The following is a 24,217-nucleotide window of genomic DNA, read 5'->3' on the forward strand; positions in this document are numbered from 1 at the left end:
TCCTAGGGCCGAAGCGGGCCTGCGCCGGGGATGCGGATGACCGCCGTTCCTCCGTCCAGGTCCACCGTCGTCCGGTGCGGCGGTGCGCCGTCCTCCTCGTCGTCGCGGAGCAGCAGGGCCGACTGGCGTTCCTTGAGCTCGGTCTGCTTGCCCGGTGAGAAGCTCGCGTGCAACTGCTCGAATCCGGTCGCCGATATCTGCCCCTGACGTGCGGAATTGCGCCAAGGCAGCAGTCCGGCCCTGCTCGCGCGCAACAGAAGCTGATCGACGAAGGACAGCACGGTCAGCAGGATGACCAGTCCGGGCAGGGTCATGAAGACGAGGAATGCCATGCCCCGAGTATTCCCGCGGCTGCCGGCGGCGTCACCGTCGGGCCGAGGGCCGAGGGGGCGGTGTTCATGCGCCTCGCATGGACAAGGCCCTGTCGCGACTCGCAGTCGCACGCCCCAGCCGCGTACGAAGCGGTCCTGGGAGAGTGTCAGGTCCATCATGCCTGCTCGGGGGGCGTTCGCGGTAGGACGGAGCGCACGTCCTTTCGGTCTTGGCAGGGGTGGTGGCCTGCCCGCAGACTCGTCGTCATCCACTCATCGGCATGCGTGCCGGCACCCGTAACGGGCTGTCGGCGCGTTCATCGTGCTGTCCCGTCGTGTGCCGGGGCGGGCCGGGGGTGGTGGAGCGAAGGGGGATTGATGAATCAGGACATGGTGATGCGTGCGCGGGTCATGCTGCTGAGCGCCAACACACGTGTGGTGCGGGGGATCACGGGACTGTGGATCTACCGGATCCTTACACCGGTCGAGCCGGAGGTGTACGGGTCGAAGCTGGCGTACGTCCTGGTGGAGGCGAGCGCGTCCCCGTCGGTACGGGATCTGCCCGAGCGGCGGATGGCACTGCTGGACGAGGCGGTCGAGGTGGCGACCGCCCTGAGCCCCGCGAACCCCTTCCGCGACAAGGTCCTGAGGAAGGCGCTTGCCGCCAGGCGACGCGAGATCGAGGGACCTTCGGCGTCATAGCGGAGAGGGCAGGGAGGCTGGACGCTCAAGTGCCGTGAACGGTCGTCTGGTTCGCCCTTCGCCGGGCTCCTGGCTCCGGGGCTTCAGCCGGTCGAGTACGGACCGGCTGAAGCCCCGTCGGTGCATCGAGCCTCGGCGGCCGGCACCCGTCAGCGGCCACGAGGGTCGGCGCGCGCTACCGGGGCGGATCGGTGTCGTAGTCCTGCCGGGCCTGTTCGACCTTGTCCAGGTTGGCGGCGGCCCATCCGGCGAGGTGGGCGAAGAGCGGAGCCAGGCTGCGGCCCAGTTCGGTGATGTCGTACTCGACCCGAGGGGGGACTTCCGGGTGATACGTACGGACGACCATCCCGTCGCGCTCCAACTGCCGCAGCCGCTGGGTCAGCACCTTCGGTGTGATCGTGCCGATCCGTCGTTCCAGCTCGACGAAACGCAGCCGGCCATGGGAGTTGAGCGTCCACAGGATCGGTGTCGTCCACCGGCTGAACACGATGTCGACGACCGCGCTGGTCGGACAGGCGAGTTGAGGGTCGACGTCGGCGGCCGCCACCCAGTCGGTTGCACCGGTCATGCGCACCCCTCGGGATAGTCACTTTCCTCTAGGTACCTACTATATCGGCGGTGTTAGCGTCCCCGTGTCGCCCGGAGAACAAGGTTCTCCGCGGCGGTCCCGCCCGCTCGGGCGGGTCAACCATGCTGAATCGACAGGGGAGTTGTTCATGCTTGTAGTGACGGGGGCAACCGGCAACGTGGGACGGTCGCTCGTCCGGATCCTCGCGACCGGTGGCGCACGGGTGACCGCGACGTCCCGGGGAATCTCGGACGCGGATGTGCCGCGGGACGTCGAACACGTACGGGCCGACCTCGCCGATCCCGAGAGCCTTCGGCCCGTGTTCGACGGAGCCGAGGCGCTGTTCCTGCAGAACGGGGGCGCGGGCGCCCACCTGTTGAGCCCGCGGGACATTCTCGACGTCGCCAAGGCCGGCGGTGTCGGGCGAGTGGTCCTGTTGTCCTCCCAGGGAGTCGCGACCCGACCGGGCTCGGCCTCGCACGGGGACGTTGCCCGCTCCATCGAGGACGCCGTCCGCGAATCGGGCCTGGACTGGACGATCCTGCGGCCCGGAGGCTTCGACTCCAACGCGTACGCCTGGGCCGAGTCGGTCCGCACCGAACGGACCGTCGCCGCGCCGTTCGCGGACATCGGTCTGCCCACGGTCGACCCGGACGACATCGCCGAGGTCGCCGCCACGGCCCTGCGGGAGGACGGTCACGCCGGACGGATCTACGAGCTGACCGGGCCCGCGCTCAACACTCCTCGTCAGCGGGCCGAGGCGATCGCCGACGCGCTCGGCGAACCCGTCCGGTTCGTCGAGCAGACCCGCGACGAGGCCCGCGCGCAGATGCTGCGGTTCATGCCCGAGCCCGTGGTCGAGACGACGCTGGCGATCCTCGGCGAACCCACTCCGGCCGAACAGCGCGTCAGCCCCGACATCGAGCGGGTCCTCGGCCGTGCGCCCCGCACGTTCGCCGACTGGGCCCGGCGCCACGTCGCGGCCTTCCGCTGAGGCAGACCGGGATGTCAGTGGCGCTGGCTACGCTTCGAGCATGACCGAGGGGCCTGGGCAGTTGTCGTTCGACGCGGGGGACGAGGCGGCGTCCGTGGCGGTTCCGGGGCTGCGCTACATCGCCGGCTGGCTCGAACCCGAGGCGTGCCGGGAGCTGCTCGCGCGGATCGAGGCCGGGACGTGGTCGACGGAGCTCAGACGGCGGGTTCAGCACTACGGCCACCGCTACGACTACGGTCGGCGCTCCGTGACGGCGGACTCCCGGTCGGCGGACCCTCGGACGGCGACGGACGCCCCACCGCTTCCGTCATGGGCCCAGCGGCAGGCGGAGCGGCTGGCCCGGGAAGGGATCATGGAACCGCGGGCCGACCAGGTCATCGTCAACGAGTACGAGCCCGGCCAGGGCATCAGCGCGCACGTCGACTGCGTGCCCTGCTTCGGACCGGTCGTCGCCGCGATATCCCTCGGCTCCGGTTGCGTCATGGACTTCACCCACCCCGGAGACGGGACGAAGACCGGTGTCCTTCTCGCTCCCGGAAGCCTGTGCGTGATGACCGGCGCGGCCCGGTACGACTGGCGCCACGGCATCGCCGCCCGTAAGAGCGACCCGGAGGGCGCGGTCAGAGTGCCCCGTGGCCGACGGGTGTCGGTGACCTTCCGTACCGTCCTCGGCCCTGGCTGACGGCGACGGTGACGGCGGTGCCGGACCGCCAGGCGGTGGCCCGCGCTTCAGACACCGCGCGCGTCGGCCAGGATCGCGGCCTGCTCCAGCATGCGGGTGGGCTCGCGGCCGTTGCCCCAGGCGTCGTTGAAGGACGGCACGGACTCCACGTGCGGGCCGAACCGTCTGCGGATCGCCTCCAGCAGCACGTCCATGGCCTGCGTCTCGGCCTGGCGGTCACCGCCCGACTCCCTGCGGATCGCGCCCTGCGCGCACAGGTGGCCGTCCTCGTCGACCAGCGCTCCCGAGCACCAGCCGTCCGTCCGCAGCCGCAGTGAGGCGCGGTGCAGGAGGGCCGCGATGGGAGTGGCCTGCGGGCCCGGGCCCGGGGGAGTGGCGGGGACGGGTGCGACCGGAGCCGGTGGAGCACCGATGCGCGACCAGTCGACCGGCGGCGTCTCGATGTGCGCCGTGTTCACCTCGTAGGCGACGGCCGCCAGGGCGAGACGGGCGTCCATCTCGCCGTTGACCGCGGCCAGGCGGGCCTCCAGGTCGCCGCCGGGAGGTCCCTCGGGCTGCGCGGCGGCGGGTGGGGCGGTTCCTTCGGCGGGCCCGGCGGGTCCGGCCGTGGATGGTGTGGCGACGGTCCGTGGGGAGGGCCGTGCGGTGGACTGCGTGGGGGACTGCATGATGGATGGATTCCTGGCACGCCCCGCATTCAGCGCCGCCGAACGGGCGGTACCGGTCGCAGGGCGGCAGGGCGGCAGGGCGGCAGGGCGGCAGGGCGGCACAGCGTCAGAGCGGTACAGCGGCAGGATGGCAGGACGGCGGAACGGGTGGCCCGCGCCGCCCGCGCCGCGCCTTCTGCGCCCGAGCCTGCTGCGCCCCCGCTGCCCGCGCCGCGCCTTCTGCGCCCGAGCCTGCTGCGCCCGCGCCCGCTGCCGCCGCCCCGCGCCCGCGCCGCACCGGCCGCCCCCCGTCCCCCGCCTGAACTCAGCCCGCCCGCCAATACCCCAGCGCGTTCACCCTCTGCTTCGGTACGGACAGCTCCTTGCGGACGTGTGCCGACAGCGCCCGTGTGGTCGCCGTGTCGCACGCGATCCACACGTACGGCTGCGGGCTCTCCTTCAGCACCTCGGGCAGGGCCGCCTTCACCTCGTCGACCAGATGGCGTCCGGCATCCCTGCGCGCCACCTGTCGTACGTCGTGGTGCGGGGCGGCCCGGTAGGGCAGCCCCTCCAGGCTGCCCTCGAACCAGATCGTCGCGGGAACCGGGCCGAGCGCCGTGAGCAGGGAGTTCAGGGCCGGCAGCGAGGCGGGATCGGCCACGGCGACGACATGCGAGGGCGCGGGTTCGGGATGTTCGAATCCCGTGCCCTGGACCGTCGCCTCGATGGTGTCCCCCGGCTTCGCCGCCCTGGCCCAGTCGCTCGCGCAGCCCTCGTGCAGGGCGAACTCCAGACTGAAGGTACCGGCCGCCGGATCGGCGTCGACGAGGGTGTACGCCCGCTGGTGCGGCTTGCCCGCGTTGTCGAACCACAGCCGCACCCACATCGTCGGGTGGACGCCGGTCAACGCCAGCATGCCGCCGTCGGTGAAGCGGACCCGGCGGTACTTCGCGGTGACGTCCTCGGCGCCCGTCACGGTGAACACGTAGTCCTTCGCCCGCAGCAGTTTGAGAACCGCGCCTTCCCAACCCCGCCCCTGCGCCTGCCCCATCGCGTCCTCACCCTTCGTACGACCGCACCCTGTCAACCAGTTAGGTGAGCCTAACCTAATATGACCGCGTGACGCACAGGGTGATCACAGGAAGGCGCCGGGCGCACCCGTGGCCGGCTGAACGAGGGAGACCGATGTCCGACACATACGCCACGCGTGCCGCCCTGCACGAGCAGATCGTCGACGGCTACGGCACCGTCCGCGTCCTGCCCATGGACGCGGAGTTCGACGGTCCCGTGGTCCACGACTGGGTCGATTCGGACCGGGCCGCGTTCTGGGGCATGAGAGGCCTGACGAGAGATCAGGTGACCGCGATATACGCCCACATGGAGACTCTCGACACCCATCACGCCTACCTCCTCGTGAAGGACGGTGAGCCGGTCGCGCTGCTCCAGACGTACGAGCCGGCGGCCGACCGGGTCGGCGAGTGCTATCCGGTCGAACCCGGTGACATTGGCGTCCACCTGCTGCTCGCGCCGGCCGGACCCGGCGGCGGGCGTCCCGGCTGGACCACGGCACTGCTGAGCGCGGCCGCGTCGTACGTCCTGCTGGGCCTGGGACGCGATCGCGTCGTGGTCGACCCCGACGTGCGCAACGAGCGGGCCATCGCCCGTTTCCACCGCCAGGGATTCACCCCGGGCCCCGTGGTCGTACTGCCGGAGGTCGACCTCCCGGATGTCCGGCTCCCCGAGAAGCACGCCCAACTCGCCTTCCTCGCAAGGGAGACGGTCTTCCCCGGAAGCGTTCTGGACCGGTCGGCCTGAGCGCGTGCCGTCGCACAGGATCGTCCCCGATTCCTATGTCATGCACAGGCCGCTGCTACGGAGCGACAAAGTGTTGACGAAATCGTTGGTGGCATGGTCAACGAAACCCACGGACACAAGCCGCGTACTGAGGCGGCCCATCGGTCGCGCCGCTGGTTCATGAACAAGGCCCTGCTCACGGGGGGCGTCTCCGCCGTCGCGGTCATGGGCGGCTGGGCCGCCTCCTCGGCCGGCGCCGAGGAGACCGGCACCGAGGCGGCGGCCGCGGACGCCACGGCGAGCGCGTCCCCGTCGGGCCCGCCGCCCGGCGGCGGCTTCGGCCGGACGATCGCGTACGACGACTTCGTCGGCGTCACCACGGACGGCACGGTCCTCGGCGACCTGTACGCCGTCCACTCCACCGGCGTCTCCACCGTCCCGGTGGTCCGCGCTGCGCAAGCCTTCGTCGCCTCCCTCACGGACGAGCAGAAGGCGGCCACCCTCTTCGACGTCGACTCCGACCAATGGCTCGACTGGACGAACGTCGACTCCAACGACCGCGACGGGGTCGCCCTGCGCGATCTGACCGAGAAGCAGTACGCGCTCGGCATCGGACTGCTCAGGGCGTCCCTGTCGGCCCGCGGTCTCCGGCAGGCCGACAACATCCGCAAGCTCAACCAGTTCCTCGGCGAGTACGAGGGGGACACGTCGAAGGCGCTCAACGAGGACGCCTACTGGTTCACCGTCATGGGCACTCCCTCGGCGACCGAGGCCTGGGGCTTCCAGTTCGAGGGCCACCACCTCGTCATCAACTACTTCGTCCTGGGCGACCAGGTCGTGATGACCCCGACGTTCATGGGCTCCGAGCCGACGAAGATCACGTACGAGGGGAAGAAGTACCACCTGTTCCGGGAGGAGACCGTCGCGGGCCTCGAACTCCTCCGCTCCCTGGACGACACCCAACTCGCGCAGGCGCTGTCCACGGCCGAGAAGTCCGGCACCGACCTCCTCGCGGGCGCGGGCCAGGACAACGCGGTCATCCCCTACGCCGGGGTCAGGGGCGCGGCCCTGAACCGCCGGCAGCGGCGTCTGCTGCTCGACCTGGCCGAGGTCTACGTCGGCTATCAGGACGAAGGGCACGCGCGGGTGCGGCTGCGTGAGATCGAGAAGCACCTCGACGACACGTACTTCCACTGGATCGGCGCGTACGACGACGACTCGGCGTTCTACTACCGCGTGCACAGCCCCGTCGTGCTGATCGAGTACGACGCCGAGTCCCCGCTCGGCTACCACGAGAGCGACGGCGCCGGCTCGGCTTCGCCCTCGGCCTCCGAGTCCGCCTCGGCCTCGGCGTCCGCCTCCGCGAGCGCGGGGCCCGGCGGACCGGGCGGACCCCAGGGCACCCCGACGCAGCAGCACATCCACACCATCGTCCGCACACCCAACGGCAACGACTACGGAGTGGACCTGCTCAGGCTCCACCTGGAGACGGATCACTGACGCCGGCTTCCCGCACGGCTGTCCCTCCGGCCCGTGGGGCGGGGGGACAGCCGTGTCATGTGCGTCGTGCGGAGTGGGGACCGCGGAGCGCGGTCTGCGGGCGGCTTCGTCAGGCGAGCGTGACCTCGACCGGAAGCTTCTTGATGCCGTTGACGAAGTTGGACAGGACGCGGGGCGCGTCGCCGGCCAGCCTGATGTCGGCGATCCTCGGGATCAGCTCCTCGAACATGATGCGGATCTCGGTGCGGGCGAGCAGGTTGCCCAGGCACAGGTGAGGGCTGCCCTTGCCGAAGGTGATGTGGTCGTTGTTGGTACGCGTCACGTCGAAGTCGTACGGGTTGCCGAAGACCTCCTCGTCACGGTTGCCGGAGGCGAACCACATGACCACCTTGTCGCCCTCCTTGACCTGCTTGCCGCCGAGTTCGACGTCGCGGGTGGCGGTGCGGCGGAAGTGGTAGACGGGGGAGGCCCAGCGCAGGAACTCCTCGACGGCGCCCGGGATCAGGGACGGGTCGTCCTTGAGGCGGGCGAGCTGCTCGGGGTGCTGGAGGAGCGCCAGCATCGAGTGCGAGATGGTGTGGCGGGTGGTCTCGTTGCCCGCGACGACCAGGAGCAGGAAGTAGTTGTCGAAGTCCTGCTCGGTCAGCGGGATCCCGTCGCGCGGAACGGTGTTGACCAGCTTCGAGACCAGGTCCGTACCGTTGCCGCCGCGGCGCTGCCGGGCCAGTTCCCGTCCGTACTCGAAGACTTCGAGCGAGGCGGGCGAACGGAACGGCAGGTCGCGGTACTTGTCGCTCTCCGCGCTGTGCAGCAGCACGTCCGCGTAGTCGGGGTCGGTGTTGCCGATGATGCGGTTGCCCCAGTCGATGAGCTGCTGGTTGTCCTCCGGCGGCACGTCGAGGAGACGGGCGAGGACGTTGATGGGGAAGTCGGCTGAGACGTCGGCGACGAAGTCGAAGGAGCCCTTGGCCAGGGCCGCGTCCAGGGTCTGCGCCGTCAGACCGCGCAGGAAGTCGCTGTAGCTGTTGATGACGCTCGCGCCGAACTGGCGCTGGATGACGCTGCGCATGGCGCGGTGGCGGACCCCGTCGAGCTCCAGGATGGACGCCCGCTTCTTGATCTGGTCGTCGTCCAGCTCTTCGAGGTTGACGAACTTCGAGGAGGTGAACGTCTCCGCGTCACGGTCCACGGTGGCGATGTCCGCGTGCCGGGTGACCGCCCAGAAACCGGAGTTGGGGGCCTCCTCGGGCTGCCAGTGCACCGGGTCCTCGTGGCGCAGCGTGTGGAACATGCGCCACGGCTTGATGCCGTCGGCGAAGTTGTCGAGATTCGCCAGGTCGACCTCTTCGAGCGGCAGCGGCTCGGCGAGGGCGGCGCGCAGTTCGGCCTGGGTGGTGGGCGTGGCGGGAACGGTGGGGCTGGTCATGGTGGTTCTCCTGGGCCGGGCTTCGAAGGGTCAGAGGTGGTAGGCGTACTCGGTGAACTCCCAGTCGGTGACGTGCCGCCCGAAGCGCTCGACCTCGTCCCGCTTGTAGGTGAGGAAGGACGCGACGAAGTCCTTGCCGAGGATGTCGGTCAGGGCGGTGTCCGCCTCCAGGGCGTCCAGCGCGGCGGCCAGGTTCGTGGGCAGCAGGGCGGAGCGGGCGGTGTCGTAGCCGTAGCCCTCCAGCGGCGCCTCGGGCTCCTCTCCGGCCTGCACGCCGAGCAGCGCGGCGGCGATGGTTCCGGCGATCAGCAGGTACGGGTTGGCGCTGGCGTCGCCGAGCCGCAGTTCGAGGCGGGCCCCCGAGCCGCGCTCCGGCGGGATGCGGACCATGGCGCTGCGGTTGTCGAGCCCCCAGTCGATCAGCCAGGGCGCGAGGGTGTCGGGTCCGAAGCGCTTGTACGAGTTCACGGTGGGGTTCGCGAGCGCGGCGAGCGCGGGCGCGTGGGCGAGGATGCCCGCGATGGCGTGGCGGGCCGTCGCCGAGAGACCGTGGGCGCCCGACGGGTCGTCGAAGGCGTTGTGGCCCTCGGTGTCCTCGCAGGACAGGTGGAGGTGGAAGCCGGAGCCGCCGGCGTCGCCGAAGGGCTTGGCCATGAAGGTGGCGAGGTTGCCCTCCTGGCGGGCGAGCTCCTTGACGGCGGCCTTGAAGCGGAAGGCGCGGTCGGCCGCGTCCAGGGCCGCCGAGTGGGTCAGGTTGATCTCGTACTGGCCGCCGTCGAACTCGTGGTTGCCGGTGACGACGCCCAGGCCGAGATCGCGCAGCATGCGCAGGGTGCGCAGCAGATGGTTGCCGGGGTCCGCGCGCAGTCCGGCGGTGTAGACGGCGCCGGTGGTCTCCGGGGCGCGGCGCCAGCCGGTGGGCCTGTCGGGCGCGGGCTCCAGCAGGAAGTACTCCAGCTCGGGTCCGACGACCGGACGCAGCCCGTGCTCGGCGCACCGGGCCAGCACGGTCCGCAGCAGGTCGCGCGGTGATTCCGGCGCGGGGGCCGAGGTCGCCGGGTCGGTGACCTCGCCGAGGCAGGTCGCGACGCCGGGCTCCCACGGCAGCACGGCCGCGGTGGACAGGTCGGGGCGTACGGTCACGTCGGGCAGTCCGGCGTCCAGGCCGCCCGCGACGGGGACCACGTCGCCCTGCGGTGTCGTGTGGTAGACGGCGCGGCAGAAGGCCAGTCCGTGCTCGCCGGCCGACGGCAGGTGGTCGAGCAGGACGTCACGGGCGCGGTCGGTGCCGATCAGGTCGGGATAGACGACCCGGACCACGTCGACGCCCTCGGCGGCGAGCCGCTCCATGTGCCGGCGGATCTCTGGGGTGTCGGATGCGCTCACCGTTGTCTCCTTGGCGGAAGGGTGGGGTGTCCCCGTGGTCTGAGGCCGGGGACGCGTGGTGTGCAGAGAAACGGAAGCCGGGGTGCGGGGGAGGAGAGTCGAACCCCGAGTCGGTCGTTTGAATCCGAACGGTATGAGTCGCATTCAGGTCCCGCAAGGGGTCGGCGGTAAGAATTTATCCACCTGGACAGGTATTGACCAGGGTCGAACGGCTTCCTATGTTGTTTGAAGCCAAACGAGTCGGGGATGCGGTTCCGCGAGGTCCCGCATCCCCTTGGCCGAGGGGCCCGGTCCGACATCGGTCGGGCCCCTCTCTTCCCCTTCCCTCCCTGCTCCGACGCCCGTATCCACAGGAGGACCGGCCATGAAGGTCGTCGTCGACATGATCAAGTGCCAGGACCACGGCCAGTGCGTCTTCGCCGCCCCCGACGTCTTCTCGATGGACGACGACGGCCACCTCGCCTACGTCTCCGACGTGGACGAGGCGCTGCGCGACGAGGTCGAGGAAGCCGCCGACGTGTGCCCGCTCCAGGCCATCCGGATCGAGGGCTGATCCCGATGACGGGACACGTCGTCGTCGCCGGCGCCTCGATGGGCGGTCTGCGCGCCGCCGAGCAACTGCGCGCGGCGGGCTGGACCGGCGCCGTCACGGTCGTCGGCGACGAGCCGCACATGCCGTACAACCGGCCCCCGCTCTCCAAGGAAGTCCTCGCGGGCAAAGCCTCGTTCGAGTCCCTCGCCTTCACCCCGAAGGCGGCCGCCGCCGACGTCGCATGGCGGCTCGGGACGCGGATCACCTCGGCCCGCCTGGACGAACGCGTCGTCGAACTCGCCGACGGCGAGGCGATCCCGTACGACGGACTGGTCGTCGCCACCGGCATGCGCCCCCGCCGGCTCCGGTGCCCCGGCCCGCTCGTCGGACGCCACACCGTGCGCACCCTCGCCGACGCCCAGATCCTGCGCGACGCGCTGATCCGGCCCGGAGCGCGGGTGGTCGTCGTCGGCGCCGGATTCATCGGCTGCGAGGTCGCCGCCACCGCCGTGGGACTCGGCGCGGCAGAGGTCACGGTCGTCGACCCGCTGCCCCTGCCCATGGTGGGACCGCTCGGCGAACTGCTGGGCGGCGCGCTGCTCAAGCGGCACGAGGAGCGCGGAGTGCGCTTCGCGCTCGGAGCGGGAGTCGCCGGGTTCGAGGGCGGACAGCGCGTCACCGGAGTCGTCCTCGGCGACGGCACGGTCCTCCCGGCCGACGTGGTCGTGGAATCGGTCGGCTCGGTCGCCAACACCGAGTGGCTGGACGGCAACGGCCTCGACCTGACCGACGGCGTCCTCACCGACGAGCACCTGCGCGTCGGCGGCCGCCCCGAGGTCGTCGCGGTCGGCGACGTCGCCCGCTTCCCCAACGCCCGCTACGACGGCGCGCCCCGCCGGGTCGAGCACTGGTCCATCCCCACCGACACCGCCAAGCACGCCGCGAAGGTCCTCGCCGCCCATCTCGACCGCAGGGAGGCCGAGTTGGCTCCCTTCGCGCCGCTGCCCACCTTCTGGAGCGACCAGCACGAGTTCCGGCTCCAGTCCTTCGGCTCGCCCCTGCTCGGCAAGGACGACGTGCGGATCCTCGAAGGCGACCCGGACGGCGACGTCGTGGTCGGCTACCACGCCGGCGACCTGCTGGTCGGCGTGGTGGCCCTCGGCGGCCAGGCCGCCGCGCAGCGCGCGGCCCGCTACCGCGCCCACCTGCTGAAGCAGCCCGCCCTCACCGCGTAACGAAGCGTAAGGAATCCCCGCTATGTCCCCTGTCCGTGGCTTCTTCCACCCCAAGACGGCCGGCGGCACCTCGTCGCTCGTCCCGTCCCCGCCGTGGCGCTACTCGGGCGACCTGCTCACCGTCGAGTACCGCACGGACCCCGCCCGCGTGCGTGAACTCCTGCCCGAATCGCTGGAGTTGGCCGACGAGGACCCGGGTGCGGTCGCGCTGATCTGGGCGGACTGGCAGTCCTGCTCCGGCTCGGGCGAGGAACTGCTCGACCCCGTCCTCGCGCAGTACAAGGAGGCCTTCGCGGTCGTCCGCTGCAAGTACCGGGGCCAGACCTACACCCGCTGCGTGTACATCTGGGTCGACAAGGACTTCGCCATCGCCCGCGGACTGCACCAGGGCTACCCGAAGAAGCTCGGGTCGATCCACCAGACCCGCCCGCACCCCTACGGCCCGGCCCCGCGCATCGAGGCCGGCGCCCGCTTCGGCGCCACCCTCGCCGCCGCCGACCGGCGCCTGGCCCAGGCCGTCGTCACCCTGCGCGAGCCGTCCGAGACCAACGGCTTCGTCAACAGCCACCCCATGGCCCACCACCGCTGGCTGCCCTCCATCGAGAAGGGCAAGGGCCTCGCGCTCGACGAACTGATCGAGTCCGGCGCCGCCTCCTTCGAGGGCGGACAGGCCTGGACCGGCGACGCCGAGCTGGAACTGTTCGAGGCGCCCACCGAGGAACTGGCCCGGCTGGAGATCCGCGAGCCGATCGGCGCCTACTACCGGCAGGTCGGCGTCGTCTGGGACGGCGGACGCCTTCTGGAGTCCGGCATCTCCGGCGCCGAGTGACCGCGACCACCGTACCCACCACAGGACTTGGAGTCCGGACATGACCGAGCACACCCTCACGGTGGCCGGGGTCGCCGTCGACACCCGGCACTGGATCGGCGGCGAACGCGTCGCCTCCGCCGAGACGTTCACCGACGTCTCACCGATCGACGGCAGCGTCCTCGGCGAGATCTCCCGGGGCACCGCGGCGGAGGCCGAAGCCGCCGTCGCCGCCGCGAAGGCCGCCTTCCCCGCCTGGGCCGCCACCCCCCGCGCCGAGCGGGCCCGCATCCTGCACGCCGTCGCCGACGGCGTGGAGAAGCGGATCGAGGACCTGGCGATCGTCGAGACCACCGACAACGGTGCCCTCCTGCGCTCGCACCGCCGAGGCGTGATGCCGCGCGTGGCCCACAACTTCCGCTTCTTCGCCGACTGGCTCCTCAGCCTGGACCACGAGGACTTCGAGACCCGCGGCCACACCAACCATGTGAGCTGGGACCCGGCGGGCCCCTCGGTGCTCATCACCCCCTGGAACGCCCCGCTGATGCTGTCGACCTGGAAGGTCGCCCCGGCCCTTGCCGCCGGCAACACGGTCGTCCTCAAGCCCGCCGAATGGACCCCGCTGACCGCGTCCCTGCTCGCGGACATCGCCGCCGAGGCCGGACTGCCCGCCGGCGTCCTCAACATCGTCCAGGGGTACGGCTCCGAGATCGGCGACGCCCTCACCTCGCACCCCGACGTGCGCCGCATCAGCTTCACCGGTTCCGTGCCGACGGCCCAGCGGATCACCGCCTCGGCGGCCGCGAACCTCACCCCGCTCAGCCTCGAACTCGGCGGCAAGTCACCGCTGCTGGTCTTCGCGGACGCCGACCTCGACCTCGCCGTCGACCTCGCCGTGGAGCAGTACGACAACGCGGGCCAGGTTTGTCTCGCCGCCACCCGCATCCTGGTCGAGGTGTCCGTCGCGGAGGAGTTCACCCGCCGCTTCGTGGAGAAGGCCGCCACGATCGTGCAGGGCGACCCGCGCGACGAGGCCACCGACATCGGCCCGAACATCCACGAGCGCCAGCTCGAGAAGATCGACGGATTCGTGCGGCGGGCGATCGACGCCGGCGCCCGCGCGGTCGTCGGCGGTCACCGGGGCGAGGGCCAGTACTACGCGCCGACCCTCCTCACCGACGTCGCCCAGGACTCCGAGATCGTCCAGGAAGAGGTCTTCGGACCCGTCCTGACCCTCCAGACCTTCACCACCGAGGACGAGGCGGTCCGCCTCGCCAACGACACCCGCTTCGGGCTCGCCGCCACCCTCGCCACCGGCGACCGGGACCGCGCCGAACGCGTCACCCGGCAGCTCGTCGCCGGGACGGTCTGGGTCAACTGCTTCTTCGTACGCGACCTCCAGGCACCCTTCGGCGGCTCCCGGCACTCCGGCGTCGGCCGAGAGGGCGGCACCTGGAGCTTCGATTTCTACTGCGACCTGAAGAACACCGTGACCGCGCCGAAGGGATGGAAGGACCATGGGTGAGATCGTCGGGGCGGGACTGCTCGCCCACGTGCCCACCATCGTGCTGCCCGAGGAGATCCGGCTGGAGCTGAACGAGGGCAAGGAGATCACCCTCGTCACCGGTCTGGAACAGCTCCGCGAGGACGTCTTCGACCGCGACGACTACGACACCGTCGTCGTCCTCGACTCGCACTGGGCCACCACCGTCGAGTTCGTCGCCACCGCGCAGCACCGCAGGGCCGGCCTGTTCACCTCCGAGGAACTGCCGCGCGGCATGAGCCGCATGCCGTACGACTATCCCGGAGACCCCGAACTCGCCCACAACATCGCGAAGTTCGCGGACAAGCACGGCACCTGGATCACCGCGATCGACGACGACTACCTGCCCGTCTACTACGCCACCATCAACCTCTGGAAGTTCCTCGGAGAGGGACTGCCCGACAAGCGGTGGGTGACCATCGGGGTGTGCCAGACCGGCGACATGGAGGACCACCTGCGCCTCGGCCGGGCCCTCGCCGACGGCATCGCCGCCACCCCCGGCCGCCGGGTGCTGATCATCGCCTCGGGCGCCCTGTCGCACACCTTCTGGCCGCTGCGTGAACTGCGCGACCACGAGTCCAGCGACCCGGCGCACATCTTCACCCCCGAGGCGCGCGAGGCCGACCTGGAGCGCATCGCCTGGTTCAAGGAGGGCCGCCACGACAAGGTCCTCGACACCATGGACGAGTTCTTGAAGTACAAGCCCGAGGCCAGGTTCTTCCACTACCTGATGATGGCCGGCGCCCTCGGCGAACAGGCCTGCGTCGCGAAGGCCCGCCAGTACGGCTCGTACGAGAACTCGATCGGCACCGGCCAGGTCCACCTCTGGTTCGACCGCCCCGCCGACGGCTGGACCGGCGCGGGAGCCCCCGCTGCCGCCGCACCCCACAACCCGCACCGACGTTCCTAGGAAGCCGCCATGCCCGAATACCGCCGCATCCTCCTCGACGGCGCCGCCGTCCAGGTCACCGTCGACGGGGACGAACTCGTCGCCGGGGACGGCCGCCGCGTCAAGACCGAGGAGGCGCAGCACCTTCCCCCGGTGGTGCCCTCCAAGGTGATCGCCGTCCACCTCAACCACCGCAGCCGCGTCGACGAGTTCGGGATCACCCTGCCCGACACCCCGACGTACTTCCACAAGCCCACCTCCTCCCTCAACTCCCACAAGGGCGCCATCGTGCGTCCCGAGGGCTGCAAGTGGCTCAACTACGAGGGCGAGGTCGCCATCGTCATCGGGCGGACGGCACGCAACATCTCGCCGGCCGAGGCGGGGGAGTACATCGCGGGCTACACCGTCGCCAACGACTACGGCCTGCACGACTTCCGGGACACCGACGCCGGCTCCATGCTCCGCGTCAAGGGCTCCGACACCCTGTGCCCGCTCGGCCCCGGCCTGGTCACCGACTGGGACTTCCGCGGCAAGAGCCTGCGGACGTACGTCAACGGCGAGGTGGTGCAGGACGGTTCGACCGACGAGATGCAGTGGGACATGCACTACCTCGTCGCCGACATCGCCCGCACGATCACGCTGTACCCCGGCGACGTCCTGCTCTCGGGCACGCCGGCCAACTCCCGCCCCGTGCAGCCCGGTGACGTCGTCGAGGTCGAGGTCGAGGGCCTGGGCCGGCTCACCAACCACGTCGTGACCGGCCCGACCGCGATCCGCGCCGACGTCGGCGCCCAGCCCACCGAGTCCGAAGAGGTCCTGTCCACCGCGCTCGGCGGGGACTGGGAGTTCCGCGGCATCCGCCCGCCCCGGCGCTGATGCGGGCGACGCGACCGCGCCGTACCGGGTGTCACGGAGAAGGACGCCCGGTACGGTGCCCCAGCCCCAGCCCCAGCCCGGGCCCTCGGGGCGGGTACGCCGACACGGGCGGGAGCGGGTTCGCCGGCGGGCCCGCGGACCGGTTCCCGGCCCCGGTCGGGCCTGTGCCGGGCCCCGTGAACAGGCGGGTAGGGTCGCAGCCATGACCGAATCCGCCGAGACTCCCGAGGCCCGCAAGCCGCGCCGGCGCATGAACTACGGAGAGGGCCGCGAGGCCCTGCTCAACGCCGCCGTGCGCGTCGTGGCCAGGGGTGGGCTGCGCAGGCTCACCTACCGGGCCGTGGCGGAGGAGGCCGGCACCACGCACGGACTGGTCGTCCACCACTTCGGCTCCCGCGACGCGCTCATCGAGGAGGCCGTCGCGCACGCGATCCGCACCTCCCTCGACACCAGCGCGCTGGAGCCCGGCACCGGCAAGGTCGAGGACTTCTCGGTCGGAGTGTCCGACATGGTCACCGCTGACCCGGACATACAGTCCTTCCAGTACGAACTCCTGCTGGAGGCCAGGCGCCGCCCCGAACTGCTCCCGCATCTGCGCGCGTTGTACGACCAGTACTTCGACGCCACCGGGCGCGAGCTGTCCCGCATGCTGCCCGACGGATCCGGGCAGCCGCTCACCCGCCTCGTCTTCGCCGCCCTCGACGGCCTGGTGCTGCACCAGCTCGTCTTCGGCGGCCCCGAGATCACCGACGCCGCCATCGAGGAACTGCGCTCGCTGCTCCGGCTGGTGCAGGAGCGGCACACCGACGCCGAGGGCCGCGACTGAGGCTCCGGACGGCGCGTTGCGAGGCCCTGGACGCCGGTCGTCCGGGGCCTGTCGCGTTCCCGGGAGGGAAACCGGGCCCAGCCCCTTGTCAAACGGATAGTTCCAGCCCAGTATGAGGCAACTCGTTTGGCCTGAAACGAATCCCTCTTCCTCCCTGGCAGGTGATCCGAGTGGACAGTCAGACAGCGGTCGTGAACCAGACCGCGCCCGACGCCCCCACGGCAGGCAAGCTCAAGCCCAACTCGCTCGGCGTTCTGGGCATCCTTTTCTTCGTCCTCTCCGCACAGGCGCCGCTGACCGGCGTCGCGGGAGCCGTCCCGATCGCCGTCGGCGTCGGCAACGGCGCGGGGGCGCCCGCCGCCTACGTGGTGGCGGGTCTGATCACCCTGCTCTTCTCCGTGGGCTTCGTGGCCATGGGCCGGCACGTCGTCGACGCCGGCGCCTTCTACACGTACATCGGCAAGGGCCTCGGCCGGACCGTCGGCACCGGCTCGGCTGGCGTCGCCCTGTTCGCGTACTGCGCGATCCAGGCCGCCATGTACGGCCTGTACGGCGCGACCGTCAACGGACTGCTCGCGCACTACACCGGCCTGGACGTGCCCTGGTGGGCGTGCGCGCTGGTCACGATGGTGATCGTCCAGGTGCTCGGCAGCGCCGGCATCGAGATGGGCGCGAAGGTGCTGGCGGTCTTCGTCCTGGCGGAGTTCAGCATCCTGAGCGTCTTCGCGCTGGTCACCTTCTTCAAGGGCGGCGGGCCCGAGGGGCTGGCCTTCACGGAGTCCTTCTCGCCGAGCGCGGCCTTCGACGGCGCCCCGGGTGTGGCGCTCATGTTCGCCGTGGCGTCGATGATCGGCTTCGAGGCCACAGCGATCTACGGCGAGGAGGCGCGCGAACCCCGCAAGACGGTCCCGCGGGCCACCTACGCGGCCGTCGCCTTCGTCACCGGCTTCTTCGGCTTCGCCTCCTGGATGCTGGTCTCCTCCTACGGCCCCTCGAAGGTGTCCGCGGCCGCGGGCAAGGCCCTGGAGAGCGGCGACTCGACGAGCTTCGTGTTCGCGCCCATCGCCGACCTGCTCGGCACCTGGGTCAACGACGTCCTGCCCGTCCTGCTGGCCACCTCCCTCTTCGCCGGCATCCTCGCCTTCCACAACTCCGCCAACCGCTACCTGTTCTCGCTCAGCCGCGACGGACTGCTGCCCGGCAAGCTGTCGTCGATCAACCGCCGGCACTCGCCCAGCGTGGCCGGCTGGGTCCAGACGGCCGTCGCGGTCCTCCTGGTGGTCCCGTTCGCGCTGGCCGGCAAGGACCCGGTGCTCACCCTGTTCTCGTGGGGCAGCGGCGTCGCCGTCCTCGGCATCATGGCGCTGTACCTGCTGACCTCGGTCTCGGTGGTGGCCTTCTTCCGCCGCGAGCGCCTGGACACTCGGCCGTGGAACACCCTGATCGCCCCGTCCCTGGGGGCCCTCGGCGTGGCCGGGGCGATCTGGCTGATCGTCCAGAACTTCACCACCCTCATCGGCGGTGAGGGGAGTACGGCCCTCGTGCTGGAGCTGACCGTCCCGGTGGTCCTCCTGCTGGGCGTCTTGGCGGCACGGTTCACCCGCGACAAGGCGGGTGCCGCCCGAGGCTGACACAGGCCGGGCCGGGTGACCGGCCCGGCCCGTTCCGTCGTATGCCGGTCGCCCGGCCCGTCCCGTCGCATTCCGGGCGCGCGGACCGGTCCGCCGTACGCTCGTCAGCCGCTCCGGTCAGCCGACCGGGCTTGCTGTCCGGTCGAGGAACCTGTCGACCAGGCGGCGGGCGTTCGTCCGGGCCAGGGGTTCCATGGCCCGGCTTCGCGCCAGCAACGCGCCGGGGTCCACACCATGGCGTACGCACTGCTCCGCACCACCTGACTCGATCCAGCCCCGCACCATCGCCGTGGTGATCTCCGGATGGAACTGCACCCCCAGGGCGTGGTCCGTCCGGAACGCCTGGACGCACACCTCGTTGCGGGCCACCACCTCGGCGCCCGGCGGCAGGACGCAGCGGTCGAAGTGCCACTGGAACCAAGGACCCGGCACCACCAGGGACGGATCGTCCGTGGCGACCTCGACCCAGCCGATCTCCGGACGCGGCGACGCCTCCACGTGGCCGCCGAGCGCGGTGGTCAGCGCCTGGGCGCCGAAACAGACGCCGAGCACCGGGACGCCGAGATGGTGCGCCTTGCGCAGGAGCGCCAGTTCGCCGTCGATCCACGCACCGACAGCCGTCCGGTCGTAGACCGACCACGGGGCGCCGAGCGACACGATCACGTCCCAGTCGCCGGCGTCGGGGAAGTCGAACGCGACGTCCGGCGTCCGGTGGCGGTGCTCGGGGACGACCGTCACGACCGTGAGGTCGTACCCGCGCTCCTCCAGCCGGGCGCCGACCAGCCCCGGCTCCGTCACGTGGTCGTGCTGGACGACGAGTGCGCGCACCTGGCGCTCCCCTCCCCGACGGGTCCCCGGACCTGTCGGCAATCGAATCCTCGAGCCCTTGTGATGGCTCCGCCCCGACTCTATCGTTTGGGTTCAAATAATATTTGGGAGGTCTCGCATGACGGACGTCACCCACGAGGAGTGGCTGCTCCGAGCCAAGTCCCTGGAGCATTCCGGCGCCCATCACATCGACGGCGCCGACGAGGGCGGCTCGGGAGCCGCCTTCGCCGCCGTCTCGCCCCGTGACGGCCAGGTGCTCACCCAGATCGCCGACGCGGGCACCGCCGAGGTGGACGCGGCCGTCGCCGCCGCCCGCCGCGCCTTCGACAGCGGCCCGTGGCCACGCCTCGCGCCCGCCGAGCGCGGCGCGACGCTGCTGCGCATCGCCGACCTCCTCCAGGAACGCCGCGCCGACCTCGCGCTCACCGTCAGCCTGGAGATGGGCAAGCCCGTCACCGACGCCCACGACATCGAACTGCGCGCCCTGATCAACACCTTCCGCTGGTATGGGCAACTCGCCGACAAGGTCACCGACGAGTCCCCGCACACCGCCGCGGACGCGCTCGCCCTGGTCACCCGGGAACCGGCCGGAGTCGTCGGCGCCGTCGTGCCCTGGAACTTCCCCCTCACGCTCGCCGGCTGGAAGGTCGCCCCCGCGCTCGCCGCCGGCTGCACGGTCGTCCTCAAGCCCTCGGAGAACTCGCCCCTGTCCGCGCTCCTCCTGGGCCGCATCGCCACCGAGGCCGGACTGCCTCCGGGCGTCCTCAACGTCGTGGGCGGCACCGGCCCTGTGGCCGGCCGGGCGATCGGCCTGCACCCGGACGTCGACGTCCTCGCCTTCACCGGCTCCACCGCCGTCGGCCGCCACTTCCTGCACTACGCCGCCGACTCCAACCTCAAGCGCGTATGGCTCGAACTGGGCGGCAAATCACCGAACATCATCCTTCCCGACGCACCCGACCTGGAGAAGGCGGCCGCCACCGCGGCCTGGGGCATCTTCTTCAACCAGGGCGAGATGTGCACGGCACCCTCCCGGCTGCTCGTGCACACCTCGATCGCGGAACAGGTCACCGAGTCCGTCGTACGACGCGCACGAGAGCTGCGGATCGGCGACCCCCTCGACCCGGCCACCGAGATGGGCGCCCTGGTCGGCGAAGCGCACCTGGGACGGGTACAGGACCACATCGCCACCGGCCTCGCCGACGGCGCCCGGCTGCGCACCGGCGGCTCCCGCACCCTGACCGACACCGGGGGCAGCTACCTGGAGCCGACCGTCTTCGACCGCGTGGACCCCGGCATGAGGCTCGCCCGCGAGGAGATCTTCGGCCCGGTCCTGTCGGTCCTCACGTTCGACGACGTCGACGAGGCCGTACGACTGGCCAACGACACCGAGTACGGCCTCGCCGCCGGCCTCTGGACCTCCGACCTCTCCACCGCGCACCGGGTCTCCCGAGCCCTGAAGGCCGGCACGGTCTGGGTCAACTGCTACGAGGAGGGCGACCTGACCGTTCCCTTCGGAGGCATGAAGCAGTCGGGCAACGGCCGCGACAAGTCGGCCCACGCCCTGGAGAAGTACACCGAACTCAAGACCACCTGGATCCAGTTGTGACGCGCCCCCTGATCGCCGTACCGGCCCGCTTCTCCGCGACGACCTCCGCGCTGCGGTACGCCGCCGAGGTCAACGCCCGTGCCCTGATCGAGGCGGTGTGGCGGGCCGGCGGCGAACCGGCGACCATCCACCCGGCCGATCCCTCCGCCACGGACGTGACCGCGCGCCTCGCCCGCTTCGACGGTGTCCTGCTCCCAGGAGGCGGTGACCTCGCGCCCCACCGCTACGGAGCCGCCGACACCCACGACAGCGTCTACGACGTGGACGACCTCCAGGACGCCTTCGACCTCGAAGTCGCGCGGCGGACCATCGACTTGGGTCTTCCGTTGCTGGCCGTCTGCCGAGGTCTCCAGGTCGTCAACGTTGCTCTCGGTGGCACCCTGGAACAGGACATGGGCGGCCCCGAGCGCGAACACCGGCACGTCGTGCACCCGGTGGCCGTCGAGCGGGGAACCCTGCTGGAACGGGCCACCGGAGCGCAGAAGGTGGAGGCGTCCTGCTACCACCACCAGCGCGTCGAGCGCCTCGGCTCGGGCCTGACGGCCACCGCGCGCGCCGCGGACGGGACCGTGGAGGGCCTTGAACTCCCCGGCGCCGAAGGGTGGTTCACGGCCGTGCAGTGGCACCCCGAGGACACGGCCCACGAGGACTCCGCCCAGCAGGCGCTGTTCGACGCGCTCGTCCGGGCGTCCGGCGGGGAGCGTTGAGCCGGAGAGGGGCCTTGATCCGGTTGCGGGGTTGCGGGGTTGCGGGGTTGCGGGGTTGCGGGGTTGCGCCCGGGGCTACGGGCGCCGGGCTGGTGGTCTGCGGAGGAGATCCCGCAGCCGTCAGCCGTCAGCCGTCAGCCGTCAGCCGTCACCTGTCAGCCCTTCGCCCGGCGGCCGCTGCGGCGGGGTGCCGGTTCGGCGCCGTCGAGCAGGGTGAGGCGGCGTTCCTCGCCCTCCTCCTCGACCTGGCGTACGACCTGCCGCAGTCCTTCGGCGACGCTGTGGCAGTCCTCTTCGCTGAGCCGGGAGGCGACGAACGCCTCCTCCTCGTTGAACCGCGGGAACAGGCGCTGCATCAGCGCCTCGCCCTCGTCGGTGAGATCGAGCAGCTTCAGCCGGCCGTCGGAGGGATGACCCGACCGCGTCATCAGCCCCCGCCCCTCCAGGGTGCGCGAGACACCGGTGAGCGTGCCCTTGGAGATCCCGGCCTCCTCGGCGACGTGCCGGGTCTCGGACTCGCCCCAGATCCAGACCACCCAGAGCACGACGAAGGACGTCCAGGTCAGATCCGCGTCGCGCAGGACCGAGTTCTCCAGGTGCTGGCGGACCGCGGAGGCGGCCCGGTAGATGTTCGCGACGACCGCCATCTGCTCGCGGTGTACCGGTAGGCCGCCCAGCTTCGCAGCCGCCAGCTTTTCCGCTTCGGTGATGGACCGCTGGCCGGGCACGGGCACGCTCCCTTTGATCGTTCGGACCCAAATTGTACGGGACGTACCCCACCGGTCCCGAGGAGGCGGAAAACCGGTGGAGGGGGACCGGGCGGGTCGTGCAGGCCGGCACGTGTCGAAGGGGTGTAGCTCAGAGGCCAGAGCGCCGGCTGCCACATCCGGACGTCGCAGGTTCGACTCCTGCCTCCCCTGCTGTGGTTTCCCGGAATTTCCTTCCGGCGATGTAGAGAACCCGTAGGTGGCTCCGTTCGTAGGGGAGTGCGTCACACTGGGCGCGCCGAAGATCGAGGAGTTCACGTGCCGAAGTTCCTGCTGATGGTCAACCACGACGGTGGAGAGTTCGAGCAGCCCATGGACGAGTGGGCTCCCGACGACATCACGGCGCACTTCGACTACTACGAGGCGCTGACCGGGGAACTGGTCGAGAGCGGTGAGATGGTGCAGTTCACCGGGCTGGCCGACCCGCGTCTGGCCAGGATCGTGCGCTCGGACGGGGCCTCGGCGCCGGTGGTGACCGACGGTCCGTTCCCCGAGTCCAAGGAGGTCCTGGCCGGGTTCAACGTCGTCGACGTGGAGTCCGAGGCCCGGGCCCTGGAGATCGCCGCCAGGATCTCGGCGGTGCCCGGCCCCGGCGGCGTGCCGACGCGGCAGCCGGTCGAGGTGCGCCGGGTCATGGACGACGTCGCGTTCGACCTGTGACCGACGCTCCGACCGTCGAGGACCTGCTGCGCGAGCTGGCGCCGCAGGTCCTGGGCACGCTCGCGCAGCGGCTGGGGGACTTCGACGCGTGTGAGGACGCCGTCCAGGAAGCCCTGATCGCCGCCGCCCGGCACTGGCCCGCGCACGGGGTGCCGGAGAACCCGCGCGGCTGGCTGCTGCGCACCGCGACGCACCGGTACACCGACCGGATGCGCAGCGAGACGGCACGGCGGCGTCGTGAGGAACGCGTCGCCAGGGAGCCGTCCCCGGGCGCGGGTCCCGCCGACGACGACACGCTCGCGGTGCTGTTCATGTGCTGCCACCCCGCGCTCACGCCCGCCTCGGCGATCGCCCTGACCCTGCGGGCCGTGGGCGGACTGACCACCGCCCAGATCGCGGCCGCCCACCTGGTGCCCGAGGCGACGATGGCGCAGCGCATCAGCCGGGCCAAGCAGCGGCTGAAGGTGTCATCCGTGCGATTCGAGGTGCCCGTACCGGGTGCACCGGACTGGCCCGCGCGGCTCGGCTCCGTCCTGCACGTGCTGTATCTCCTGTTCAACGAGGGCTACACCGCCTCGGGCGGCCCGGTCCTGCACCGGGCGGACCTGTCCGGTGAGGCGGTCCGGCTGGCGCGGCAGGTGCACCGACTCCTGCCGGCCGAGGGCGAGGTGGCCGGGCTGCTGGCCCTGATGCTGCTGACGGAGGGCCGCCGCCCGGCGCGCACCGGCCCGCACGGCGAGCTGATCCCGTTGACCGACCAGGACCGCACGCTCTGGGACCGCCGCTTGATCCAGGAGGGTTCGGCGCTGCTGATGGGCACGTTCTCGAAGGGAGGCAGGCCCGGCACCGGCGCGAAGCCGGGGCGACCCGGCGCGTACCGGTTGCAGGCCGCCATCGCGGCCGTGCACGCCGCTGCCGTTCGCGCGCAGGACACCGACTGGCGGCAGATCCACGGTCTGTACGAGTTGCTCGAACACGTGACGGGCAATCCGCTGGTGACGCTCAACCGTGCTGTCGCCCTCGCGATGGTCGACGGTCCGGCCGCCGCCCTGGCGCTGCTCGACCGACTCGCCACCGACGGCCGTGGTGCCCTCGTGGACCATCACCGGATGCACGCGGTGCGGGCCCACCTGCTGGAGATGGCCGGGGATACGACACCGGCGACGCACCACTACCGCCTGGCGGCAGCCCTCACCACCAGCACTCCTGAGCAGCGCTACCTCACGACCAAGGCGGCCCGCCTGTACGAGAGTTCACGCCCGACGACCGGATGACCCCTGCGCGCGCGGGTGCTCG

At 71.2% G+C, this 24,217-nt stretch carries 25 protein-coding genes and 1 tRNA gene; 18 read left to right on the plus strand and 8 right to left on the minus strand.

Translation table 11 applies throughout. The annotated features are described in order from the left end of the window. Positions 1–2 precede the first annotated feature (2 nt). On the minus strand, positions 3–332 hold the full coding sequence (locus tag ACFRIC_RS14580) for a DUF6191 domain-containing protein (RefSeq protein ID WP_382784571.1): 330 nt from the start codon (positions 330–332) through the stop codon (positions 3–5). Between the two features lie 357 nt (positions 333–689). Between ACFRIC_RS14580 and ACFRIC_RS14585 the strand changes: the two genes are divergently transcribed. Further along, a complete protein-coding gene (locus ACFRIC_RS14585) occupies positions 690–1,013 on the plus strand; it encodes a hypothetical protein (protein ID WP_382784574.1) in 324 nt (107 codons plus the stop codon). A gap of 175 nt (positions 1,014–1,188) precedes the next feature. Here the strand turns inward: ACFRIC_RS14585 and ACFRIC_RS14590 are convergent, their stop codons facing one another. Further along, positions 1,189–1,581, minus strand: coding sequence for a winged helix-turn-helix transcriptional regulator (locus ACFRIC_RS14590; protein WP_382784577.1), 393 nt, complete (start codon positions 1,579–1,581; stop codon positions 1,189–1,191). A 148-nt stretch (positions 1,582–1,729) separates the two neighbouring features. Between ACFRIC_RS14590 and ACFRIC_RS14595 the strand changes: the two genes are divergently transcribed. Continuing rightward, complete coding sequence (locus ACFRIC_RS14595; protein ID WP_382784579.1) at positions 1,730–2,575, plus strand: NAD(P)H-binding protein; 846 nt, start codon at positions 1,730–1,732, stop codon at positions 2,573–2,575. Between the two features lie 40 nt (positions 2,576–2,615). Beyond that, positions 2,616–3,257: an alpha-ketoglutarate-dependent dioxygenase AlkB gene (locus ACFRIC_RS14600; RefSeq protein ID WP_382784582.1), complete on the plus strand. Its 642-nt coding sequence runs from the start codon at positions 2,616–2,618 to the stop codon at positions 3,255–3,257. A 47-nt stretch (positions 3,258–3,304) separates the two neighbouring features. Here ACFRIC_RS14600 and ACFRIC_RS14605 read toward each other — a convergent pair whose 3' ends face one another. Together ACFRIC_RS14605 and ACFRIC_RS14610 are read right to left on the minus strand one after the other, a co-directional pair. Further along, positions 3,305–3,925 carry a hypothetical protein gene (locus tag ACFRIC_RS14605; protein WP_382784584.1) on the minus strand — a complete coding sequence of 207 codons (621 nt, stop codon included), beginning with the start codon at positions 3,923–3,925 and terminating at the stop codon, positions 3,305–3,307. Positions 3,926–4,229: 304 nt separating this feature from the next. Next, positions 4,230–4,955 (minus strand): siderophore-interacting protein, encoded by a 726-nt coding sequence (locus ACFRIC_RS14610; RefSeq protein ID WP_382784586.1) that lies wholly within the window; start codon positions 4,953–4,955, stop codon positions 4,230–4,232. Positions 4,956–5,089: 134 nt separating this feature from the next. On the opposite strand from ACFRIC_RS14610, the gene ACFRIC_RS14615 reads away from it, so the two are divergent. Continuing rightward, positions 5,090–5,719 (plus strand): GNAT family N-acetyltransferase, encoded by a 630-nt coding sequence (locus tag ACFRIC_RS14615; protein WP_382784589.1) that lies wholly within the window; start codon positions 5,090–5,092, stop codon positions 5,717–5,719. A 93-nt stretch (positions 5,720–5,812) separates the two neighbouring features. Then, the gene (locus ACFRIC_RS14620) at positions 5,813–7,198 is read left to right on the plus strand and encodes a DUF3500 domain-containing protein (protein ID WP_382784592.1); all 1,386 of its coding nucleotides are present in this window, start codon (positions 5,813–5,815) and stop codon (positions 7,196–7,198) included. 109 nt (positions 7,199–7,307) lie between these two features. Here ACFRIC_RS14620 and ACFRIC_RS14625 read toward each other — a convergent pair whose 3' ends face one another. Both ACFRIC_RS14625 and ACFRIC_RS14630 read right to left on the minus strand, forming a co-directional pair. Beyond that, complete coding sequence (locus ACFRIC_RS14625; protein ID WP_382784595.1) at positions 7,308–8,624, minus strand: cytochrome P450; 1,317 nt, start codon at positions 8,622–8,624, stop codon at positions 7,308–7,310. A gap of 30 nt (positions 8,625–8,654) precedes the next feature. Continuing rightward, positions 8,655–10,010: a glutamine synthetase family protein gene (locus ACFRIC_RS14630; RefSeq protein ID WP_382784598.1), complete on the minus strand. Its 1,356-nt coding sequence runs from the start codon at positions 10,008–10,010 to the stop codon at positions 8,655–8,657. Positions 10,011–10,374: 364 nt separating this feature from the next. On the opposite strand from ACFRIC_RS14630, the gene ACFRIC_RS14635 reads away from it, so the two are divergent. From ACFRIC_RS14635 to ACFRIC_RS14670, 8 genes are all read left to right on the plus strand, one after another. Beyond that, entirely contained in the window at positions 10,375–10,563 is a 189-nt protein-coding gene (locus ACFRIC_RS14635; protein WP_326783586.1) for a ferredoxin, read from the plus strand. Between the two features lie 5 nt (positions 10,564–10,568). Continuing rightward, on the plus strand, positions 10,569–11,777 hold the full coding sequence (locus tag ACFRIC_RS14640) for an NAD(P)/FAD-dependent oxidoreductase (RefSeq protein WP_382784601.1): 1,209 nt from the start codon (positions 10,569–10,571) through the stop codon (positions 11,775–11,777). 22 nt (positions 11,778–11,799) lie between these two features. Continuing rightward, a complete protein-coding gene (locus ACFRIC_RS14645) occupies positions 11,800–12,606 on the plus strand; it encodes an acetoacetate decarboxylase family protein (protein ID WP_382784603.1) in 807 nt (268 codons plus the stop codon). Positions 12,607–12,646: 40 nt separating this feature from the next. After that, entirely contained in the window at positions 12,647–14,110 is a 1,464-nt protein-coding gene (locus ACFRIC_RS14650; RefSeq protein ID WP_382784606.1) for an aldehyde dehydrogenase, read from the plus strand. Next, on the plus strand, positions 14,103–15,038 hold the full coding sequence (locus ACFRIC_RS14655; RefSeq protein ID WP_382784609.1) for a 3,4-dihydroxyphenylacetate 2,3-dioxygenase: 936 nt from the start codon (positions 14,103–14,105) through the stop codon (positions 15,036–15,038). Before ACFRIC_RS14650 ends, ACFRIC_RS14655 begins: the two co-directional genes overlap by 8 nt. Positions 15,039–15,047: 9 nt before the next feature. Continuing rightward, positions 15,048–15,893 carry a fumarylacetoacetate hydrolase family protein gene (locus ACFRIC_RS14660; protein WP_382784612.1) on the plus strand — a complete coding sequence of 282 codons (846 nt, stop codon included), beginning with the start codon at positions 15,048–15,050 and terminating at the stop codon, positions 15,891–15,893. 202 nt (positions 15,894–16,095) lie between these two features. Then, entirely contained in the window at positions 16,096–16,719 is a 624-nt protein-coding gene (locus ACFRIC_RS14665) for a TetR/AcrR family transcriptional regulator (protein WP_382784615.1), read from the plus strand. 170 nt (positions 16,720–16,889) lie between these two features. Beyond that, positions 16,890–18,350, plus strand: coding sequence for an APC family permease (locus ACFRIC_RS14670; RefSeq protein ID WP_382784617.1), 1,461 nt, complete (start codon positions 16,890–16,892; stop codon positions 18,348–18,350). Between the two features lie 117 nt (positions 18,351–18,467). Here the strand turns inward: ACFRIC_RS14670 and ACFRIC_RS14675 are convergent, their stop codons facing one another. Beyond that, positions 18,468–19,178: a type 1 glutamine amidotransferase gene (locus ACFRIC_RS14675; RefSeq protein ID WP_382784620.1), complete on the minus strand. Its 711-nt coding sequence runs from the start codon at positions 19,176–19,178 to the stop codon at positions 18,468–18,470. Positions 19,179–19,296: 118 nt separating this feature from the next. On the opposite strand from ACFRIC_RS14675, the gene ACFRIC_RS14680 reads away from it, so the two are divergent. Together ACFRIC_RS14680 and ACFRIC_RS14685 are read left to right on the plus strand one after the other, a co-directional pair. Further along, a complete protein-coding gene (locus ACFRIC_RS14680) occupies positions 19,297–20,787 on the plus strand; it encodes an aldehyde dehydrogenase (RefSeq protein WP_382784623.1) in 1,491 nt (496 codons plus the stop codon). Further along, entirely contained in the window at positions 20,784–21,494 is a 711-nt protein-coding gene (locus ACFRIC_RS14685; protein ID WP_382784625.1) for a gamma-glutamyl-gamma-aminobutyrate hydrolase family protein, read from the plus strand. Before ACFRIC_RS14680 ends, ACFRIC_RS14685 begins: the two co-directional genes overlap by 4 nt. 155 nt (positions 21,495–21,649) lie before the next feature. On the opposite strand, the gene ACFRIC_RS14690 is transcribed toward ACFRIC_RS14685, so the two are convergent. Continuing rightward, entirely contained in the window at positions 21,650–22,222 is a 573-nt protein-coding gene (locus ACFRIC_RS14690) for a MarR family winged helix-turn-helix transcriptional regulator (RefSeq protein ID WP_382784628.1), read from the minus strand. Positions 22,223–22,341: 119 nt separating this feature from the next. Between ACFRIC_RS14690 and ACFRIC_RS14695 the strand changes: the two genes are divergently transcribed. The 3 genes from ACFRIC_RS14695 to ACFRIC_RS14705 all read left to right on the plus strand — a co-directional run bounded on the left by ACFRIC_RS14695 (position 22,342) and on the right by ACFRIC_RS14705 (position 24,195). Further along, a tRNA-Trp gene (locus ACFRIC_RS14695) sits at positions 22,342–22,414 on the plus strand. A gap of 105 nt (positions 22,415–22,519) precedes the next feature. Then, on the plus strand, positions 22,520–22,921 hold the full coding sequence (locus ACFRIC_RS14700) for a YciI family protein (protein WP_382784631.1): 402 nt from the start codon (positions 22,520–22,522) through the stop codon (positions 22,919–22,921). Next, a complete protein-coding gene (locus ACFRIC_RS14705; RefSeq protein ID WP_382784634.1) occupies positions 22,918–24,195 on the plus strand; it encodes an RNA polymerase sigma factor in 1,278 nt (425 codons plus the stop codon). Before ACFRIC_RS14700 ends, ACFRIC_RS14705 begins: the two co-directional genes overlap by 4 nt. Positions 24,196–24,217 lie beyond the last annotated feature (22 nt).

This window comes from Streptomyces sp. NPDC056738, from assembly GCF_042790435.1.
Taxonomy (GTDB): Bacteria; Actinomycetota; Actinomycetes; order Streptomycetales; family Streptomycetaceae; genus Streptomyces.

Excerpts from the sequence above, each read along its gene's own strand:
- ACFRIC_RS14635 (WP_326783586.1), top strand. The coding sequence starts at position 10,375 with ATGAAGGTCGTCGTCGACATGATCAAGTGCCAGGACCACGGCCAGTGC.
- ACFRIC_RS14620 (WP_382784592.1), top strand. The coding sequence starts at position 5,813 with ATGGTCAACGAAACCCACGGACACAAGCCGCGTACTGAGGCGGCCCAT.
- ACFRIC_RS14660 (WP_382784612.1), top strand. The coding sequence starts at position 15,048 with ATGCCCGAATACCGCCGCATCCTCCTCGACGGCGCCGCCGTCCAGGTC.
- ACFRIC_RS14580 (WP_382784571.1), bottom strand. The coding sequence starts at position 332 with ATGGCATTCCTCGTCTTCATGACCCTGCCCGGACTGGTCATCCTGCTG.
- ACFRIC_RS14600 (WP_382784582.1), top strand. The coding sequence starts at position 2,616 with ATGACCGAGGGGCCTGGGCAGTTGTCGTTCGACGCGGGGGACGAGGCG.
- ACFRIC_RS14645 (WP_382784603.1), top strand. The coding sequence starts at position 11,800 with ATGTCCCCTGTCCGTGGCTTCTTCCACCCCAAGACGGCCGGCGGCACC.
- ACFRIC_RS14590 (WP_382784577.1), bottom strand. The coding sequence starts at position 1,581 with ATGACCGGTGCAACCGACTGGGTGGCGGCCGCCGACGTCGACCCTCAA.
- ACFRIC_RS14680 (WP_382784623.1), top strand. The coding sequence starts at position 19,297 with ATGACGGACGTCACCCACGAGGAGTGGCTGCTCCGAGCCAAGTCCCTG.
- ACFRIC_RS14625 (WP_382784595.1), bottom strand. The coding sequence starts at position 8,624 with ATGACCAGCCCCACCGTTCCCGCCACGCCCACCACCCAGGCCGAACTG.
- ACFRIC_RS14610 (WP_382784586.1), bottom strand. The coding sequence starts at position 4,955 with ATGGGGCAGGCGCAGGGGCGGGGTTGGGAAGGCGCGGTTCTCAAACTG.
- ACFRIC_RS14595 (WP_382784579.1), top strand. The coding sequence starts at position 1,730 with ATGCTTGTAGTGACGGGGGCAACCGGCAACGTGGGACGGTCGCTCGTC.
- ACFRIC_RS14655 (WP_382784609.1), top strand. The coding sequence starts at position 14,103 with ATGGGTGAGATCGTCGGGGCGGGACTGCTCGCCCACGTGCCCACCATC.
- ACFRIC_RS14585 (WP_382784574.1), top strand. The coding sequence starts at position 690 with ATGAATCAGGACATGGTGATGCGTGCGCGGGTCATGCTGCTGAGCGCC.
- ACFRIC_RS14640 (WP_382784601.1), top strand. The coding sequence starts at position 10,569 with ATGACGGGACACGTCGTCGTCGCCGGCGCCTCGATGGGCGGTCTGCGC.
- ACFRIC_RS14665 (WP_382784615.1), top strand. The coding sequence starts at position 16,096 with ATGACCGAATCCGCCGAGACTCCCGAGGCCCGCAAGCCGCGCCGGCGC.
- ACFRIC_RS14605 (WP_382784584.1), bottom strand. The coding sequence starts at position 3,925 with ATGCAGTCCCCCACGCAGTCCACCGCACGGCCCTCCCCACGGACCGTC.
- ACFRIC_RS14650 (WP_382784606.1), top strand. The coding sequence starts at position 12,647 with ATGACCGAGCACACCCTCACGGTGGCCGGGGTCGCCGTCGACACCCGG.
- ACFRIC_RS14615 (WP_382784589.1), top strand. The coding sequence starts at position 5,090 with ATGTCCGACACATACGCCACGCGTGCCGCCCTGCACGAGCAGATCGTC.